This window comes from Kitasatospora dryopteridis (genome assembly GCF_050749075.1).
Lineage (GTDB): Bacteria > Actinomycetota > Actinomycetes > Streptomycetales > Streptomycetaceae > Kitasatospora.
In genome coordinates, this window is sequence record NZ_CP192749.1 from 8113912 (window position 1) to 8127335 (window position 13424).

Sequence of the window (13424 nt, forward strand, 5' to 3'; positions counted from 1 at the left end):
CCGACCGTACTGAACCGGTCAAGTCAAGCCCTTGCTAATCCAAGGATTCGGCTGGCGGACGGCTGCAATCCATCAGGAAACATCCAGCTCAGCGGCACATTCTTGACGGTTGCCGCGCCAGCAAAACCGGTTTATGGACAGACCCTCACCGACGGGCTACGGTTGCACGCGCCGCACGTCACCGCCCGGCCGAACGAACAGGAGCCGAACATGAAGGACGTCACCCAGCTCGACCAGGGCTGGAGCCTGCACCACGACGGAGAGCTCCTCCCCGCCCAGGTCCCGGGCAGCGTCCACACCGACCTGCTGAACGCCGGGCTCATCGACGACCCGTACCTCCACGCCAACGAGAACGACGTCGCCTGGATCGGCCACCGTGGCTGGACGTACTCCACCCGGATCACCGCCGCCGGCACCCACGAGCGCACCGACCTGGTCTTCGAAGGCCTCGACACCGCGGCCCGCATCACCCTCGGCGGCACCGAGCTCGGCCGCACCCGCAACATGCACCGCACCTACCGGTTCGACGTCACCGGCCTCGCCGGCGACCTGGCCGTCCACTTCACCAGCCCCTACCAGGAGGCCGCCGAAGTCCGGGCGATCACCGGCGAGCGCCCCAACGTCTACCCCGAGCCCTTCCAGTACATCCGCAAGATGGCCAGCAGCTTCGGCTGGGACTGGGGCCCCACCCTCCCCACCTCCGGCATCTGGCGGCCCGTCAGGCTCGAACACTGGTCGACCGCCCGCCTCGCCGAGGTCCGCCCCCTCGCCACCGTCGCCGACGGCACCGGCCGCGTCGAACTGCACCTCACCGTCCAGCGCACCGCCACCGGCGCCGGCCGGCCGCTCACCGTCCGCGCCGCCGTCGACGGCCGCACCGCCGAGACCGTCCTCGACGGCGACACCGCCGTCCTCGCCCTGGACGTCCCCGACGCCGCCCTGTGGTGGCCCCGCGGCCGCGGCGACCAGCCGCTCTACGACCTCGACGTCACCCTCGCCGACCCCACGGGGCCGCTCGACACCCGCCGGCAGCGCATCGGCTTCCGCACCGTCGAACTCGACCGCTCCGCCGACCGGGACGGCACCGGCTTCACCCTCGTCGTCAACGGCGAGCGCCTCTTCGTCCGCGGCGTCAACTGGATCCCCGACGACACCCTCGTCACCCGCGTCACCCCCGAGCGCTACCGCACCCGCCTCACCCAGGCCGCCGAGGCCAACATCGACCTCGTCCGCGTCTGGGGCGGCGGCATCTACGAGGACGAGGCCTTCTACGACACCTGCGACGAACTCGGCCTGATGGTCTGGCAGGACTTCCTCTTCGCCTGCGCCGCCTACCCCGAGGAGCAGCCGCTCCGCGGCGAGATCGAGGCCGAGGCCCGCGACAACGTCACCCGCCTCACCCCGCACCCCTCCCTCGTCCTGTGGAACGGCAACAACGAGAACCTCTGGGGCTTCCGCGACTGGGGCTGGGAGCCCGAACTCGCCGGAGACTCCTGGGGCGAGGGCTACTACCTCGGCCTGCTGCCCCGCATCGTCGCCGAACTCGACCCCACCCGCCCCTACACCGCGGGCAGCCCCTGGTCCGGCTCCTGGGACCACCACCCCAACGACCCCGACCACGGCACCCACCACTCCTGGGAGGTCTGGAACCGCCGCGACTACACCGAGTACCGCGACAGCGTGCCCCGCTTCGTCGCCGAGTTCGGCTGGCAGGCACCCCCCGCCCACGCCACCCTGCAGCGCGCCCTCCCCGGCGAACGGCTCGCCGCCGACTCGCCCGGCATGCTCCACCACCAGAAGGCCGAGGACGGCAACGGCAAGCTCGACCGCGGCATCGAGCGCCACTTCGCACTCCCCGCCGACTTCGACCGCTGGCACTACCTCGCCCAGGTCGTCCAGGCCCGCGCCATCGCCACCGGCATCGAGCACTGGCGCTCCCACTGGCCCCGCTGCGCCGGCACCGTCGTCTGGCAGCTCAACGACTGCTGGCCGGTCTCCTCCTGGGCCGCCGTCGACGGCGACGGCCGGCTCAAGCCGCTCTGGCACGAGCTGCGCCGCCTCTACGCCGACCGCCTGCTCACCGTGCAGTCGACGGCCGACGGCACCCTCGAGGTCGCCCTGGTCAACCAGGCCGCCGAACCCTGGACGACCACCCTGCGCCTGCGCCGCCTCGCCGCCGACGGCACCGCCACCGCGGACACCGCAACCGAGACCACGGTGGCGCCCCGCTCGGTCACGCGCCTGGCCGTCCCGGCGGCCCTCGCCCCGGCCGACGGCTCCGCCAAGGAGTTCCTGACCGCCGACGCCGACGGGCTGCGCGCCGTGCACTTCCCGGTGACCGACCGGGTGTTCGCCTACCCGCAGCCCGAGTACGAGGTCGGCGTCCGGCCGGTGCCCGGCGCCGACGGGGCGGTGGACGTCACGGTCACCGCCCGCACCCTCGTGCGAGACCTGCTGCTCCAGGCCGACCGGCTCGCCCCGACCGCATCGGCCGACCACGGCCTGCTGACCCTGCTCCCCGGCGAACAGGCCGTCATCCGCGTGACGGGCTGCCCGCCCGTCACGCCCGAGGCCGTCCGCGGCGCACTGTTCGCCGTGGAACCGTCCTGACGGGCCGACGGCGGATCGCCGCTTGAAGCACCCGGGGCGGGGCCGTGCCACCGGCACGACCCCGCCCTGCCGTCCGTCCGGACAGCCGCCGTGTACTCCGAGTCGGTACCATCCGCACCGAGGCGGGCCCGGCGGGACCGCACGAGAGGCTGGGGGAGCGGTGTTCTGGATCGGCGTGGCCCTGTGGGGCCTGGTGGGCTGGGAGCTCGGGGCGGTGGCGTCCGGTGCGGCCGAGCTGGGCAGCGGCGCCGGCATCGGCCCGTTCGTGATCGGGGTCAACGCCGTCCCGTGGACGGCCCTGCTCGCCGTGGCCCTGCTGCGCGCAGGCCACCGGCGCCGGCTGGGACTGACCACGACGGGCCCGATGTCCCCGGCCGTCGCCAGGGTCGAGTCCGCGACCGCCCTCGACGAGGGCCCCGACCACACCGTACGGCTCGACCTCACCGTGGCACCCGCCGACCGGTCCGCCTACCGCGTCGACACCAAGGCACAGGTCAACGTGATGGACCTCGACCTCTTCCGGGCCGGCCGGACGATACCCGTCGAGTACGACCCCGAGCGGCCGTGGCACGTACGCGTCCGCCCGAAGGCCCACCGCGCCTGGACTGGCCTCGCCAAACCCGCCCCGATCGACAGCGCACCGCTCGCCACCCGCGAGAGCGAACCGCCGTACTCCTCCCGCCTTCCGCTGCTCTTCGCACTGTTCGCGGTCGTCGACGGAGCAGTGCTCTACTTCGTGCTCCTCTAGACCGTGGCGGGGGTGCGGCCACTGGTCCGCGAGGTGGAACTCGGCAAGCCTTCGGCCCTGTCGGCAGCCGCTTGGCAAGGACGGTGCTGTCGTAGTTCGTGACGGTCCACCGCCAGGTCCCGACCGGGGCGTAGCCGCGTCGCCGGTACCAGGCCACAAGGTCATCTGCTGCGGCGGACGTGTCGATGACGACGTGCCTCGACCCCAGGGCTGCAATTCTGGACTCCGCCAGTGCCAGCAGCCGTTGACCCAGCCCACTGCCCCGCTGCGACGGATCCACGGCGAGTTGCCAGAACGATCCCGCCTCCCCGGGCGCCGGGTAGCCGGCCGGCGCGGCAAAGGGCGCGGAGACGGTGACGGTGCCCAGCAGCGCGTCGTCCTCGTCGAGAGCGACCCAGCACTCGCCCTTGCTCAGGCGGTGGCGGGTGTCCTGCGGGGACTGGTAGGAAGCGAAGAAGACCCGGCCGGCCGCAGCGTGATCCGCGTACGCGCGGTGGAGCAGGAGCGTCAGCTCCTCCACCGAGTCGCCCTCCTGGAAGCGCCTCAACTGTATCGATTCCGGTGTTCCAAAACCGACCGCATCAGTGTCCATGCACACAGTCAACAGCAGTGCACCCCGAGCGCCGATTGCTTTTCGAGGGGCAGGACCCGCACTCCGATCCGAACGAAACGGCCCGGACGCAGCGCGGACGCCGGTGCGCGCCATCGCAAGGTAGGCCGCGATGGCGCGCAGCGGTGGGTGGGAGCCCGGTGGTTCGGACCTCAGATGGCGGGCACCTGCACCCAGAAGCGGGTGTCGTTGCCGAGGTTGGCGGAGTCGGCGTCGATCTGCGCCTTGATCCAGTAGACGGCGGCCTTGTGGTGGTCGATGTCGGCGGTGTTGGGGCCGGCCAGGCCGGAGGCGCCGTTCCGGTGGCCGGCGAACCAGACGCCAAGACCGTAGTGGTTCTGGCTCTGGTGCAGGCAGGAGACGTCCTGGAAGAGGTTGCCGTTCAGTGCGGCGCCGTTGTTGTACCGGCTCGCGCCCTGCGGTTCCGGGTCCGCGCCGGGGCGCCGTGGCGGGATGTGCCCGTCGAGTACGGGCCGTGGGGATCGTGGTGACGGCAGGGCAGCGGGGGACTCGCCGCACCATCCCGGACAGAGCCGACCAGGCGTGCAACCGCAGGAAGCGCGGTTCCCGTGGCGGCGGGCCACCGAAGTTCGACCCGGAGGGCTGCAGGGCCCGGCACGCGGTCAGGTGCGGCATCGATCGCCTCGAGAGACATCGAGCCGTGGCCGCCGGGTACGACGAACTCGCGGTCCGCTACGGGGCTACCGTCCTCGCTGCCGCCGTCAACGAGTGGTTGTGACGTACTGGTCCGACGACAGCTCGAACACCCGTACTCGCCGACCGCTGGTGGGATTGACGGTCTCACGGACCGGATGCATCCCCAGTTTGGTCATGATCCGCTCGGAGGCGTCGTTGCCCACTTGAGCGATGCTGACGATCCGCTCCAGCCCTCGTTCTTCGAACCCGAACCGGACGGCGGCCGCAGCGGCCTCAGTGGCCAAGCCCTGCCCCCAGTGGGAACGTCCCAGCCGCCAGCCGACCTCAACCGCCGGCAGCACCTCCGGCAAGAAGTCGGGCACCGAAAGGCCGGTGAACCCGGCCAGCTCGCCGGTGGACCGGATCTCCACGGCGAACAGGCCGAAGCCCTGTGACTCCCACTCGCTCTCCCATGCCTGGACCCCGCCGCGAGTCTGCTGTTCGTCACGGACGCTGCCGTCACGGATCCACCGCATGACCTCGGGGTCGGCATTGATGGCAGCCATGGGCGCAACGTCTTCCTCGCGCCAGCGACGCAGGACCAAACGGGGAGTCTCAAGCGTGACCACCCAATCATTCTGGATCACAAATGGGCTCTCCGTCATCATGACCAGGCGTTTTCGATAAACGCCCTAGGAGGTCTCGGCGTTGAAGCCGGGCGGTCGGCCGCCGCACGAGCCGCGCCGCAGCCGGTTGCGGACCTGGTGCACCGGCTGCGGGACGACCGCACGGACACGGCGTTCCCGCAGGTGGGAACGGATCGCGCGAGCCGAGTAAGGGTGATCCGCGATCACCGTGTCGGGCCGGGTGCGCGGTTGCCCAGGGCCGGTGCGGGGAACGCTGATCGCCGCCATGACGGTCGTGAACGCGGGCGTGTCCCCGGCCTGCCCTGCCGTCACGACGACCGCCGGCGGGCGGCCAGGGCGTCGGTGTGCACCCAGTGGATGGTCGCGCGGCGTCCGTCCAACAGCCCGGCTGCGGCCAGCACGAAAGCCCCCGTGCAGAGCGAGGCCACGCGTGCACCTGCCTCGTGGGCGGCGCGCACCGCGTCGACGAGCTCGGCGGGAGGCTCCTCGTCGACGTCGGCCCAGCCCGGCACGATCACGGTGTCGGCGTCGGGGAGCCGCTCCAGCCCGTGGTCGGGCTCCAGTCGGAACCGTTCGATCCGGACGGCGCCCGGTCCGCACAGCGTGACGTCGTACCAGGGGACCGTCACCGCGGCCGGCGCGGAGCCGAAGACCTCGTACGCCAAAGACAGTGCAGCATCCCGCCGGTGACGGCCAGTGCGGCAGTTCCCATGTCCGGAATTGTACGAGCCATGGCGTTCCGGACACTCACGGTCCGGCAGCCGTCCTCGTCAGGATGTTCACAACGGATGACGGGCCGGAGCGGACCGTTCGAGCAGGGAAGCAGGGGGAGTACCCATGGGATCAGGGCCCACGGTGGCGGTGTACGGCGCGTACGGGCACACCGGCCGCTTCGTGGTGGCGGAGCTGCTGGACCGCGGGTTCGTCCCGCTGCTCAGCGGCCGCGACGCCGAGAAGCTGGAGGCACTGGCAGCCGAATCCGGACTGGACACCCGTCCGGCAGCGGTCGACGATCCGGCCGCGCTCGACCGCGCCCTCGCCGGGGCGGCAGCCGTGGTCAACTGCGCCGGCCCCTTCGCCACGACGGCCGCGCCGGTGGCCGAGGCGGCACTGCGCGCCGGAATCCCGTACGTGGACGTGGCGGCCGAAATCGAGGCCAACGCCGACACGTTCGCGCACTTCGCGGACCGTGCCCGGGCCCGCGGAGCGGTGGTCGTCCCGGCGATGGCCTTCTTCGGCGGCCTCGGCGACCTGCTGGCCACCGCGGCGATGGGGGACTGGACGGCGGCCGACGAGGTGCACGTCGCGTACGGGCTGAGCAGTTGGCACCCCACGGCCGGGACGCGTACCGCCGGCGCGGTCTCCCGGCAGCGGCGGGACGGCCGGCGCGTCCGCTTCGCCGACGGGCGGCTGGAGTACCGGGACGACAACCCGCCCACCCTGGAGTGGCCGTTCCCCGAACCGCTCGGGACGCGGTCCGTCATCGGGGAGTTCACCATGGCCGACGTCGTCACCGTCCCCAGCCACCTGTCCGTCCCGGAGGTGCGCTGCTACATGACGGTCGAGGCGGCCAGGGATCTGTCGGCGCCCGACACACCGGCACCGACCGGGGCCGACGAACGCGGGCGGTCCGCGCAGACCTTCCTCGTCGACGTCGTCGTGCGCTCCGGCGACACCGAGCGGCGCGCCGTGGCCAGGGGCCGGGACATCTACGCCGTCACCGCGCCGCTCGCGGTGGAGGCCGTCGACCGCATCCTCACGGGCCGGACCCGGACGGTCGGCGTCGCCTCCGCCGGCGAGATCTTCGACGCCCCCGACTTCCTCCGCGCCCTGTCCGCGCACCTCACCCTGGAGCTGCACGCGTAGGAGCCGACACCGAATCGCAGAGGCGATCGGCAGGTGCCCGAACGCACCTGCCGAACGCTGCGCGGTGCACCGGAACCGTTTCCGTACACCCTGACTGGAGCGGAGCGATCACCAGGTGATATTCATACCGACAGTCGCTCTCCGCGTCCCAGCGGACACACTCCTGTGAGGAACCCCGTGCCGAACGGCCCCATCCGTCCGCGGCGCAGCGCCGCGCTGTCCGCCGCCTGTCTGATCGCTGCGGGTGCGCTGGCGTTGAGTTCGTGCGCCAAGCCTGCGGACGACAAGCGTGGGGCGGCCGCTGCGGCCGACGTGGCGGGGGCCGGTGCGTCGGCTGTCCCGGAGGCGTCGGTCTCGGGCTCGCCGTCGGCTTCCGCTTCGGCCTCCGGCTCGGCGTCCGCGTCGGCCTCCGCCTCCGCGTCCGCCTCCGGTTCGGCCTCGGCGTCGGCGTCCGGGAGCCCGTCCGCCGGTGCGTCGAAGGCGCCGGGTGCGGCCGGCGGTGCCCCGGCGGGCACGTCGTCGGGCAGCGTGTTCACCGGGCTGGCCTTCGACACCTGCACGGCCCCGCCGCTGACCACCATGAACGCCTGGAGCGGCACCTCCCCGTACGGCGCGATCGCCGTCTACATCGGCGGCAAGAACCGCGGCTGCGCCCAGCCCCAGCTGACCGCCTCCTGGGTGCGCTCGGTCGCCGGCTCGGGCTGGAAGCTGATCCCGCTGTACGTCGGCGCCCAGCCGCCGTGCCAGACCGGCAGCAGCCCGGAGAAGATCACCGCCGACACCGCGGTCTCCCTCGGTGCGGCCGACGGCGCGGACGCCGCCGCCAAGGCCTCGGCGCTCGGCATGCGCGCCGGCAGCACGGTCTACCTCGACGTGGAGGCCTACAACGCCGCCGACACCGCCTGCGGCGACGCCGTCCTCGCCTACACCCAGTCCTTCGACCGGGCGCTCAAGGCCCGCGCCTACCGGCCCGGGTTCTACGGCTTCGCCTCCTCCTCCGCGGCCGGCATCGCCAAGGCCGCCTCGCAGGGCAAGCCCGACCTGCCCGAGGCCCTCTGGTACGCCAAGTACGACGGCGCCGCCGACACCACCGGCAGCTTCCCCTACGCCGCGGGCCTGTTCACCGGCCACCGCCGCGGCCACCAGTACCAGGTCAACCAGCGCGAGACCTACGGCGGCGCCACCCTCACCGTCGACCGCAACGCCTGGGACGCCCCCGTCGCCGTCACCGGCTGAACCGGCGCGAGGACGGCCGCCGGCGGGAACGCCGGCGGTCAGTCCTCCTCGGTGAACGTCTCGCGCAGCTGCGCCTCCTGCTCGGCGGTGAGGTTCGTCTCGATGAGTTCGGCCTGCAGGCCCTCGAACGCCGGCCGGACCTTGTCGAGGACGGCGTGCGAGCTGAGGACGAACAGGGCCGAGGTACCGGGGGTGACCCGCTCCCGCACCTGCTTGATGAAGTCGTCGTCGATGCCGAAGTGCGCGAAGTGTCCGGCGGTGGCGCCGGCTGCCGCGCCCATGGCCATGCCGAGCACCGGGACGAAGAAGAGCATGCCGATCAGCAGCCCCCAGAAGGTGCCGCCCAGCGCGCCCATACCGGTCAGGGTGCTCAGCCGCCGGGTCTTCGGCTTCCTGGCGCCCTCCGGCCAGCTCACCACCGCCCCGTCCTGAACGGTGATCAGTTCCTGGCGCTGCAGGTCCTGCAGGGTGTCCAGGGCGGCCTGGGCTCCCTCCGAGGTGGGGAAGCGCCACACGGTCAGGGCTGCCATGACGGTCTCCGATCTCCCCCGACGACCTCCCCCCGACGGCGCCGCGCGCCGACTTCATTGTCGGCTCCGGCCCCCTGGGACACCACACGTGGCGCGCCCGCCGCCCCGGTCCCGACAGGGACGGGCCGTGGCCCGGCGGGAACGGGCGATTCCCGGGCATCCACAAGGGTGTGGCGCCCGGAGGCCCGGTACGCCTACGATCAGCGCCATGGACATCTCCGGGCCGCACTGACAGGCCGACACCGGCCGTCCGCCCCCGCGCCGCGCGCGGGCCGGGCGGCGCCCTGTCGACCCGTCACGTTCACCCCGAGTACCGGAGAAATCCCGTGTCCCGACCTTCTCGGGGCAGCGCCGGCTATCGCGCTGTCCTCGCACTTCCGCATGTCCGGATGCCCTTCGTCGCCGCGCTGGCCGCGCGGCTGAGCTACGGCGTCCTTCCACTGCCGCTGCTCCTGGCCCTGCGCGACGGCACCGGCTCCTATGCCGCGGCCGGTTCGGCGGTCGGCCTGTTCGGCCTGGTGTCGGCCCTGCTCGGGCCGCTGCGCGCCCGGCTGGTGGCACGCCGCCCGGGCACCCTGACGGTGCTGACGGCCTGCTACGCCCTGCTGCTGGGGGCGCTCGCGGCCGGTGCGGCCGCCGGTCTGCCGGCCTGGGCCGCCGTGCTGCTGGCGGCGGCCGCCGGGGTGTTCCCGCCGCCGGTCGGGCCGCTGATGCGTACCTTGTGGGGCGAACTGACCACCGGCGAGGAGCAGCGCCGGTGTGCGCTGAGCCTGGACACGGTGGCCGAGTCGACAGTGTTCGCCTGCGGCCCGCTGCTGGGCGGGCTGCTGGCTGCCCGGACGTCGCCCGCGTGGGCGCTGGTGGCCTGCGCAGCACTGGCGGTGGCCGGCTTCGCCGCCTTCGGCCGGGCCCTGCGGGGCCGGAAGGCGGACGCGCAGACGGCGGAGGGTGGCGGCGTCGTCCTCGGGCCGCTGCGCTCGCCCGGTTTCGTGCCCCTGCTGGCCGTGGTGCTGGCGGTGTCGGCCGCGATCGCCGTCGACGAGATCGCCGTCGTGGTGGCGTGGGGCGCGGGCGCGGCGGGGCCCCTGCTGGCACTGTTCTCGGTCGGAGGGGTGGTGGGTGGCCTGGTGTACGGCCGGCTCGCCTGGCGCGCCGCCCCCGGACGACGGCTGCTGGTGCTGGCCGCGGCGGCGACCGCCTGCTGCACGCTGCCGGCGCTGCTGTTCGCCCCGCCGGGGGCCGCGACGGCGCTGCTCGGCGCGGGTGCGTGCACGGACGCGCTGCTGGTCACCGCCTACCTGCTGGTGGAGGAGCTGGTGCCGGCCGGGTCGCGGACGGAGGCGGGCGCCTGGGTGAACACCGCGTACAACCTCGGCGGCGCACTGGGCTCGGCCGCGGCCGGACTGCTCGCCGACCGGGCCGGCCCGGTGGCGGCGTTCGTCCTTGCGGCCGTGGTCCTCGGCAGTGCGACCGCGGCGGCCGCGGTGTGGCGGTCGCCGCTGCGCGGCCGGGCGCGGGCGGTGGCGGCGTAGCGTTCGCGCGGGCTGCGGCTGCGGCCGGCCTGCAGGTGCTCGACGCCTGCAGGCCGGTGCCGTCGGCCCGACGGCCGTGCCCGGCGCGGGTGGTCAGCCCACCCAGCTGCCGGTCATGCCGAGCACGGCGGAGCCGTCGAGGTCGTTCAGCTTGGTGCCGGTGAAGCCGCGCGCCCAGTCGGAGGTCTGGAGCCGGAAGGCCGGACGGTCGGCGGTCAGGGCCTCGAGGACGGTTTCGGCGGCGGCGTCGGGGGTCTGGGCGCCGTTGAGGAACTGGGCGACGGTGCGGTCGAGGTAGGCGGTGAGGGCGGGGGCGTACGGGCCCGCCTCGGCGATCTCGGCCTCCAGGTCGAGCCGGATGTTGTTGACGAACTCGGTGGCGACGGCGCCCGGTTCGACGACGCTGACGGCCACGCCCACGGAGGCGGCCACCGGGGCGAGGCTCTCCATGTAGCCCTCGACGGCGAACTTGGCGGCGCAGTAGGCCTCGTTGAAGGGCTGCCCGACGACGCCGCCGACGCTGGTGACGGTGATCAGGCGGCCGCCGGTCGCGCGCAGGTGGGGGAGGGCGGCCTTGGAGACGTTGAGGACGCCGAAGAAGTTGACCTCCATGACCGCGCGGACGTCGGCGACGGTCTCGTTCTCGAGGGTGCCGAGGTGCCCGGCGCCCGCGTTGTTGACGACGGCGTCGAGTCGGCCGTGGTCGGCGATCACACCGTCGATTGCAGCGGCGACGGAGGCCTCGTCGACGACGTCGAGCTGCCGGACGTCGAGCTCGACGCCGGCGTCGGCGGCGGCCTTGCGGAGCGCATCGGCGCGGTCGGGGTCGCGGAGGGTGGCGACGGTGCGCCAGCCGGCCCTGGCTGCGGCGATCGCGGCCGACAGGCCGATGCCGGAGGAGGTGCCGGTGATCAGGACGACCTTGGGGGACATGGTGGGGGTCCTTCCGGGACGGGTGCGGCGCACACCGTGATTCGATGTGTGCACACACACCATAAGCATTGCGTGCGCACACACGCAACCCGGTATGATCCCTGCCATGGCGACCAGGAAGCTCACCCCGGCGGAGATGTCCGAGGCCGACCACGCCTTCTACGGCCTGGTCTGGGCCGGAACGGTGCTCACCGAGCGCGTCGACCGCGCCCTGACCGCGGCGCACGGCCTGCCGGTGTCCTGGTTCGAGGTGATGCTCTGGCTCGCCGGCAGCGAGGAGCCGGTCGCCGCCTCCGTGCTCGGCAACAGCGCGATGCTCAGCCGCAGCCAGGTCTCCCGCGTGCTGGACGCCCTCCAGGCCCGCGGCCTGGTCTCCCGCACCCCCTCCGCCCGCGACGCCCGCTCCGTCGAGGTCGCGCTGACGACCGAGGGGCGCCGCGTCTTCGAGGAGGCCGACGCCACCCGGCGGGAGTGCCTGGCGCCCGTCTTCACCGACGTCCTCGACCGGGAGGACCTCCAGGCGCTCGGCACCGTCTGGCGCAAGCTCAAGGCGAACAAGGACGCCTGACGGACAGCGGCCGGCCACCGCCGCGCCTCGGGGGCGTGGCAGCGGCCGGCCGCTGCGACCTGTCGCCGTTACTTGTCGCGGGCGTCGACCACCCGCCGCAGCTTGCCCACCGAACGCTCCAGCGTGTCGGGCGGCACGATCTCCACGGCGACGCTCACGCCGACGCCGTCCTTGACGCCCGCGGCGATGGCCGCGGCAGCCGCCTCGCGCTGCTCGGGGGTGGCGTCCGGGCGGCACTCGACGCGCACCGCCATGTGGTCCATCCGTCCGCGCCGGGTCAGCTCCAGCTGGAAGTGCGGGGCGACGGCCGGGGTCCGCAGCACGATCTCCTCGATCTGGGTGGGGAACAGGTTGACCCCGCGCAGGATGATCATGTCGTCGGACCTGCCGGTGACCTTCTCCATCCGGCGGAACGCCGGCCGGGCGGTGCCGGGCAGCAGCCGGGTGAGGTCGCGGGTGCGGTAGCGGATGATCGGCAGCGCCTCCTTGGTGAGGGAGGTGAAGACGAGCTCGCCGCTCTCGCCGTCGGGCAGCCGCTCGTCGGAGAACGGGTCGACGATCTCCGGGTAGAAGTGGTCCTCCCAGATGTGCAGGCCGTCCTTGGTCTCCACGCACTCGGCCGAGACGCCGGGGCCGATCACCTCGGAGAGGCCGTATATGTCGACGGCGTGCAGGTCGAGGCGCTCCTCGATCTCGCGCCGCATCTCCTCCGTCCACGGCTCGGCGCCGAAGATCCCCACCCGCAGCGACGAGCTGCGCGGGTCGATGCCCTGCCGTTCGAACTCGTCGAGGAGGGTGAGCATGTAGGAGGGGGTGACCATGATGATCTCGGGCCGGAAGTCCTGGATGATCTGCACCTGGCGCGCGGTCATGCCCCCGGAGGCCGGGATCACGGTGCAGCCGGCCCGTTCGGCGCCGTAGTGGGCGCCCAGGCCGCCGGTGAACAGCCCGTACCCGTAGGCGATGTGCACCTTGTGGCCGGGGCGGCCGCCGGCCGCGCGGATGCTGCGGGCGACCACGTCCGCCCACATCGACAGGTCGTTCTCGGTGTAGCCGACCACCGTGGGCCGGCCGGTGGTGCCGCTGGAGGCGTGCACCCGCCGGACGTCGGCCATCGGCACGGCGAACATCCCGAACGGGTAGTTGTCCCGCAGATCGGCCTTGGTGGTGAACGGGAACCGCGCGAGGTCGGCGAGGGTGCGGCAGTCCTCGGCGCGGACGCCGGCCGCGTCGAAGGAGCGCCGGTAGAACTCGACGTTCTTGTAGGCGTGCTGCAGGGTCTGCTGCAGTCGGCGCAGCTGGAGGTCGGCCAGCTCGCGCGGGTCGAGGCGCTCCCCGGCGTCGCGCAGGTCGGCCGGCAGCGGCTCGCCGAGGCGGCCCGCTCCGTGCCGCGGATCCCCAGTGCCGTTGCCGCCCATCGCGCCTCCCGCCAAGCCTGCCGACCGATCGTTCGGTCAGGTCGTTCGGAAACCCAGTAATCCAGGCGTGGACCACCGTGTCAAGGCTCG

The 13424-nt window shown here is 73.1% G+C and carries 12 protein-coding genes and 3 pseudogenes; 6 read left to right on the top strand and 9 right to left on the bottom strand.

What is annotated here, in order from left to right; genetic code table 11:
* Positions 1-210: 210 nt before the first annotated feature.
* Both ACQ614_RS37085 and ACQ614_RS37090 read left to right on the top strand, forming a co-directional pair.
* Positions 211-2610: a glycoside hydrolase family 2 protein gene (locus ACQ614_RS37085; protein ID WP_431683529.1), complete on the top strand. Its 2400-nt coding sequence runs from the start codon at positions 211-213 to the stop codon at positions 2608-2610.
* Positions 2611-2770: 160 nt separating this feature from the next.
* On the top strand, positions 2771-3358 hold the full coding sequence (locus ACQ614_RS37090; protein WP_431683530.1) for a hypothetical protein: 588 nt from the start codon (positions 2771-2773) through the stop codon (positions 3356-3358).
* Positions 3359-3488: 130 nt separating this feature from the next.
* Here the strand turns inward: ACQ614_RS37090 and ACQ614_RS37095 are convergent.
* The 5 genes and pseudogenes from ACQ614_RS37095 to ACQ614_RS37115 all read right to left on the bottom strand — a co-directional run.
* Positions 3489-4064: pseudogene (locus tag ACQ614_RS37095) on the bottom strand (GNAT family N-acetyltransferase); the annotation flags it as partial.
* A gap of 56 nt (positions 4065-4120) precedes the next feature.
* Positions 4121-4552, bottom strand: coding sequence for a hypothetical protein (locus ACQ614_RS37100; RefSeq protein ID WP_431683532.1), 432 nt, complete (start codon positions 4550-4552; stop codon positions 4121-4123).
* Positions 4553-4690: 138 nt separating this feature from the next.
* On the bottom strand, positions 4691-5233 hold the full coding sequence (locus ACQ614_RS37105; RefSeq protein WP_431683533.1) for a GNAT family N-acetyltransferase: 543 nt from the start codon (positions 5231-5233) through the stop codon (positions 4691-4693).
* 72 nt (positions 5234-5305) lie between these two features.
* Positions 5306-5620: pseudogene (locus tag ACQ614_RS37110) on the bottom strand (IS5/IS1182 family transposase); the annotation flags it as partial.
* Positions 5575-5963 (bottom strand): annotated as a pseudogene (locus tag ACQ614_RS37115) (DJ-1/PfpI family protein); the annotation flags it as partial. The pseudogenes ACQ614_RS37115 and ACQ614_RS37110, both read right to left, overlap by 46 nt.
* A gap of 125 nt (positions 5964-6088) precedes the next feature.
* On the opposite strand from ACQ614_RS37115, the gene ACQ614_RS37120 reads away from it, so the two are divergent.
* Entirely contained in the window at positions 6089-7117 is a 1029-nt protein-coding gene (locus ACQ614_RS37120; protein ID WP_431683534.1) for a saccharopine dehydrogenase family protein, read from the top strand.
* 122 nt (positions 7118-7239) lie between these two features.
* Here ACQ614_RS37120 and ACQ614_RS37125 read toward each other — a convergent pair whose 3' ends face one another.
* Positions 7240-7653: a hypothetical protein gene (locus ACQ614_RS37125; protein WP_431683535.1), complete on the bottom strand. Its 414-nt coding sequence runs from the start codon at positions 7651-7653 to the stop codon at positions 7240-7242.
* Here ACQ614_RS37125 and ACQ614_RS37130 point away from each other — a divergent pair.
* Positions 7646-8353: a glycoside hydrolase domain-containing protein gene (locus ACQ614_RS37130; RefSeq protein WP_431683536.1), complete on the top strand. Its 708-nt coding sequence runs from the start codon at positions 7646-7648 to the stop codon at positions 8351-8353. The genes ACQ614_RS37125 and ACQ614_RS37130 overlap by 8 nt on opposite strands.
* A gap of 38 nt (positions 8354-8391) precedes the next feature.
* Here ACQ614_RS37130 and ACQ614_RS37135 read toward each other — a convergent pair whose 3' ends face one another.
* Positions 8392-8883 carry a DUF1269 domain-containing protein gene (locus ACQ614_RS37135; protein WP_431683538.1) on the bottom strand — a complete coding sequence of 164 codons (492 nt, stop codon included), beginning with the start codon at positions 8881-8883 and terminating at the stop codon, positions 8392-8394.
* 389 nt (positions 8884-9272) lie between these two features.
* Here ACQ614_RS37135 and ACQ614_RS37140 point away from each other — a divergent pair, with 389 nt between their 5' ends.
* Entirely contained in the window at positions 9273-10415 is a 1143-nt protein-coding gene (locus ACQ614_RS37140; protein WP_431683539.1) for an MFS transporter, read from the top strand.
* 93 nt (positions 10416-10508) lie between these two features.
* Here ACQ614_RS37140 and ACQ614_RS37145 read toward each other — a convergent pair whose 3' ends face one another.
* Positions 10509-11456, bottom strand: a complete 948-nt coding sequence (locus ACQ614_RS37145; RefSeq protein ID WP_431683540.1) for an SDR family oxidoreductase — start codon at positions 11454-11456, stop codon at positions 10509-10511.
* Here ACQ614_RS37145 and ACQ614_RS37150 point away from each other — a divergent pair.
* Positions 11455-11916, top strand: a complete 462-nt coding sequence (locus ACQ614_RS37150) for a MarR family winged helix-turn-helix transcriptional regulator (RefSeq protein WP_431683542.1) — start codon at positions 11455-11457, stop codon at positions 11914-11916. The two genes, ACQ614_RS37145 and ACQ614_RS37150, sit on opposite strands and share 2 nt — an antisense overlap.
* Before the next feature lie 68 nt (positions 11917-11984).
* On the opposite strand, the gene paaK is transcribed toward ACQ614_RS37150, so the two are convergent.
* A complete protein-coding gene (paaK, locus tag ACQ614_RS37155) occupies positions 11985-13334 on the bottom strand; it encodes a phenylacetate--CoA ligase PaaK (RefSeq protein WP_431683543.1) in 1350 nt (449 codons plus the stop codon).
* Positions 13335-13424: the final 90 nt, after the last annotated feature.

What these genes read in the sequence shown, in the direction of transcription:
- ACQ614_RS37145 (WP_431683540.1), bottom strand. Translation starts at nt 11,456, where the DNA reads ATGGCAGGGATCATACCGGGTTGCGTGTGTGCGCACGCAATGCTTATG.
- ACQ614_RS37135 (WP_431683538.1), bottom strand. Translation starts at nt 8,883, where the DNA reads ATGGCAGCCCTGACCGTGTGGCGCTTCCCCACCTCGGAGGGAGCCCAG.
- ACQ614_RS37140 (WP_431683539.1), top strand. Translation starts at nt 9,273, where the DNA reads ATGCCCTTCGTCGCCGCGCTGGCCGCGCGGCTGAGCTACGGCGTCCTT.
- ACQ614_RS37085 (WP_431683529.1), top strand. Translation starts at nt 211, where the DNA reads ATGAAGGACGTCACCCAGCTCGACCAGGGCTGGAGCCTGCACCACGAC.
- ACQ614_RS37120 (WP_431683534.1), top strand. Translation starts at nt 6,089, where the DNA reads ATGGGATCAGGGCCCACGGTGGCGGTGTACGGCGCGTACGGGCACACC.
- ACQ614_RS37150 (WP_431683542.1), top strand. Translation starts at nt 11,455, where the DNA reads ATGGCGACCAGGAAGCTCACCCCGGCGGAGATGTCCGAGGCCGACCAC.
- paaK (WP_431683543.1), bottom strand. Translation starts at nt 13,334, where the DNA reads ATGGGCGGCAACGGCACTGGGGATCCGCGGCACGGAGCGGGCCGCCTC.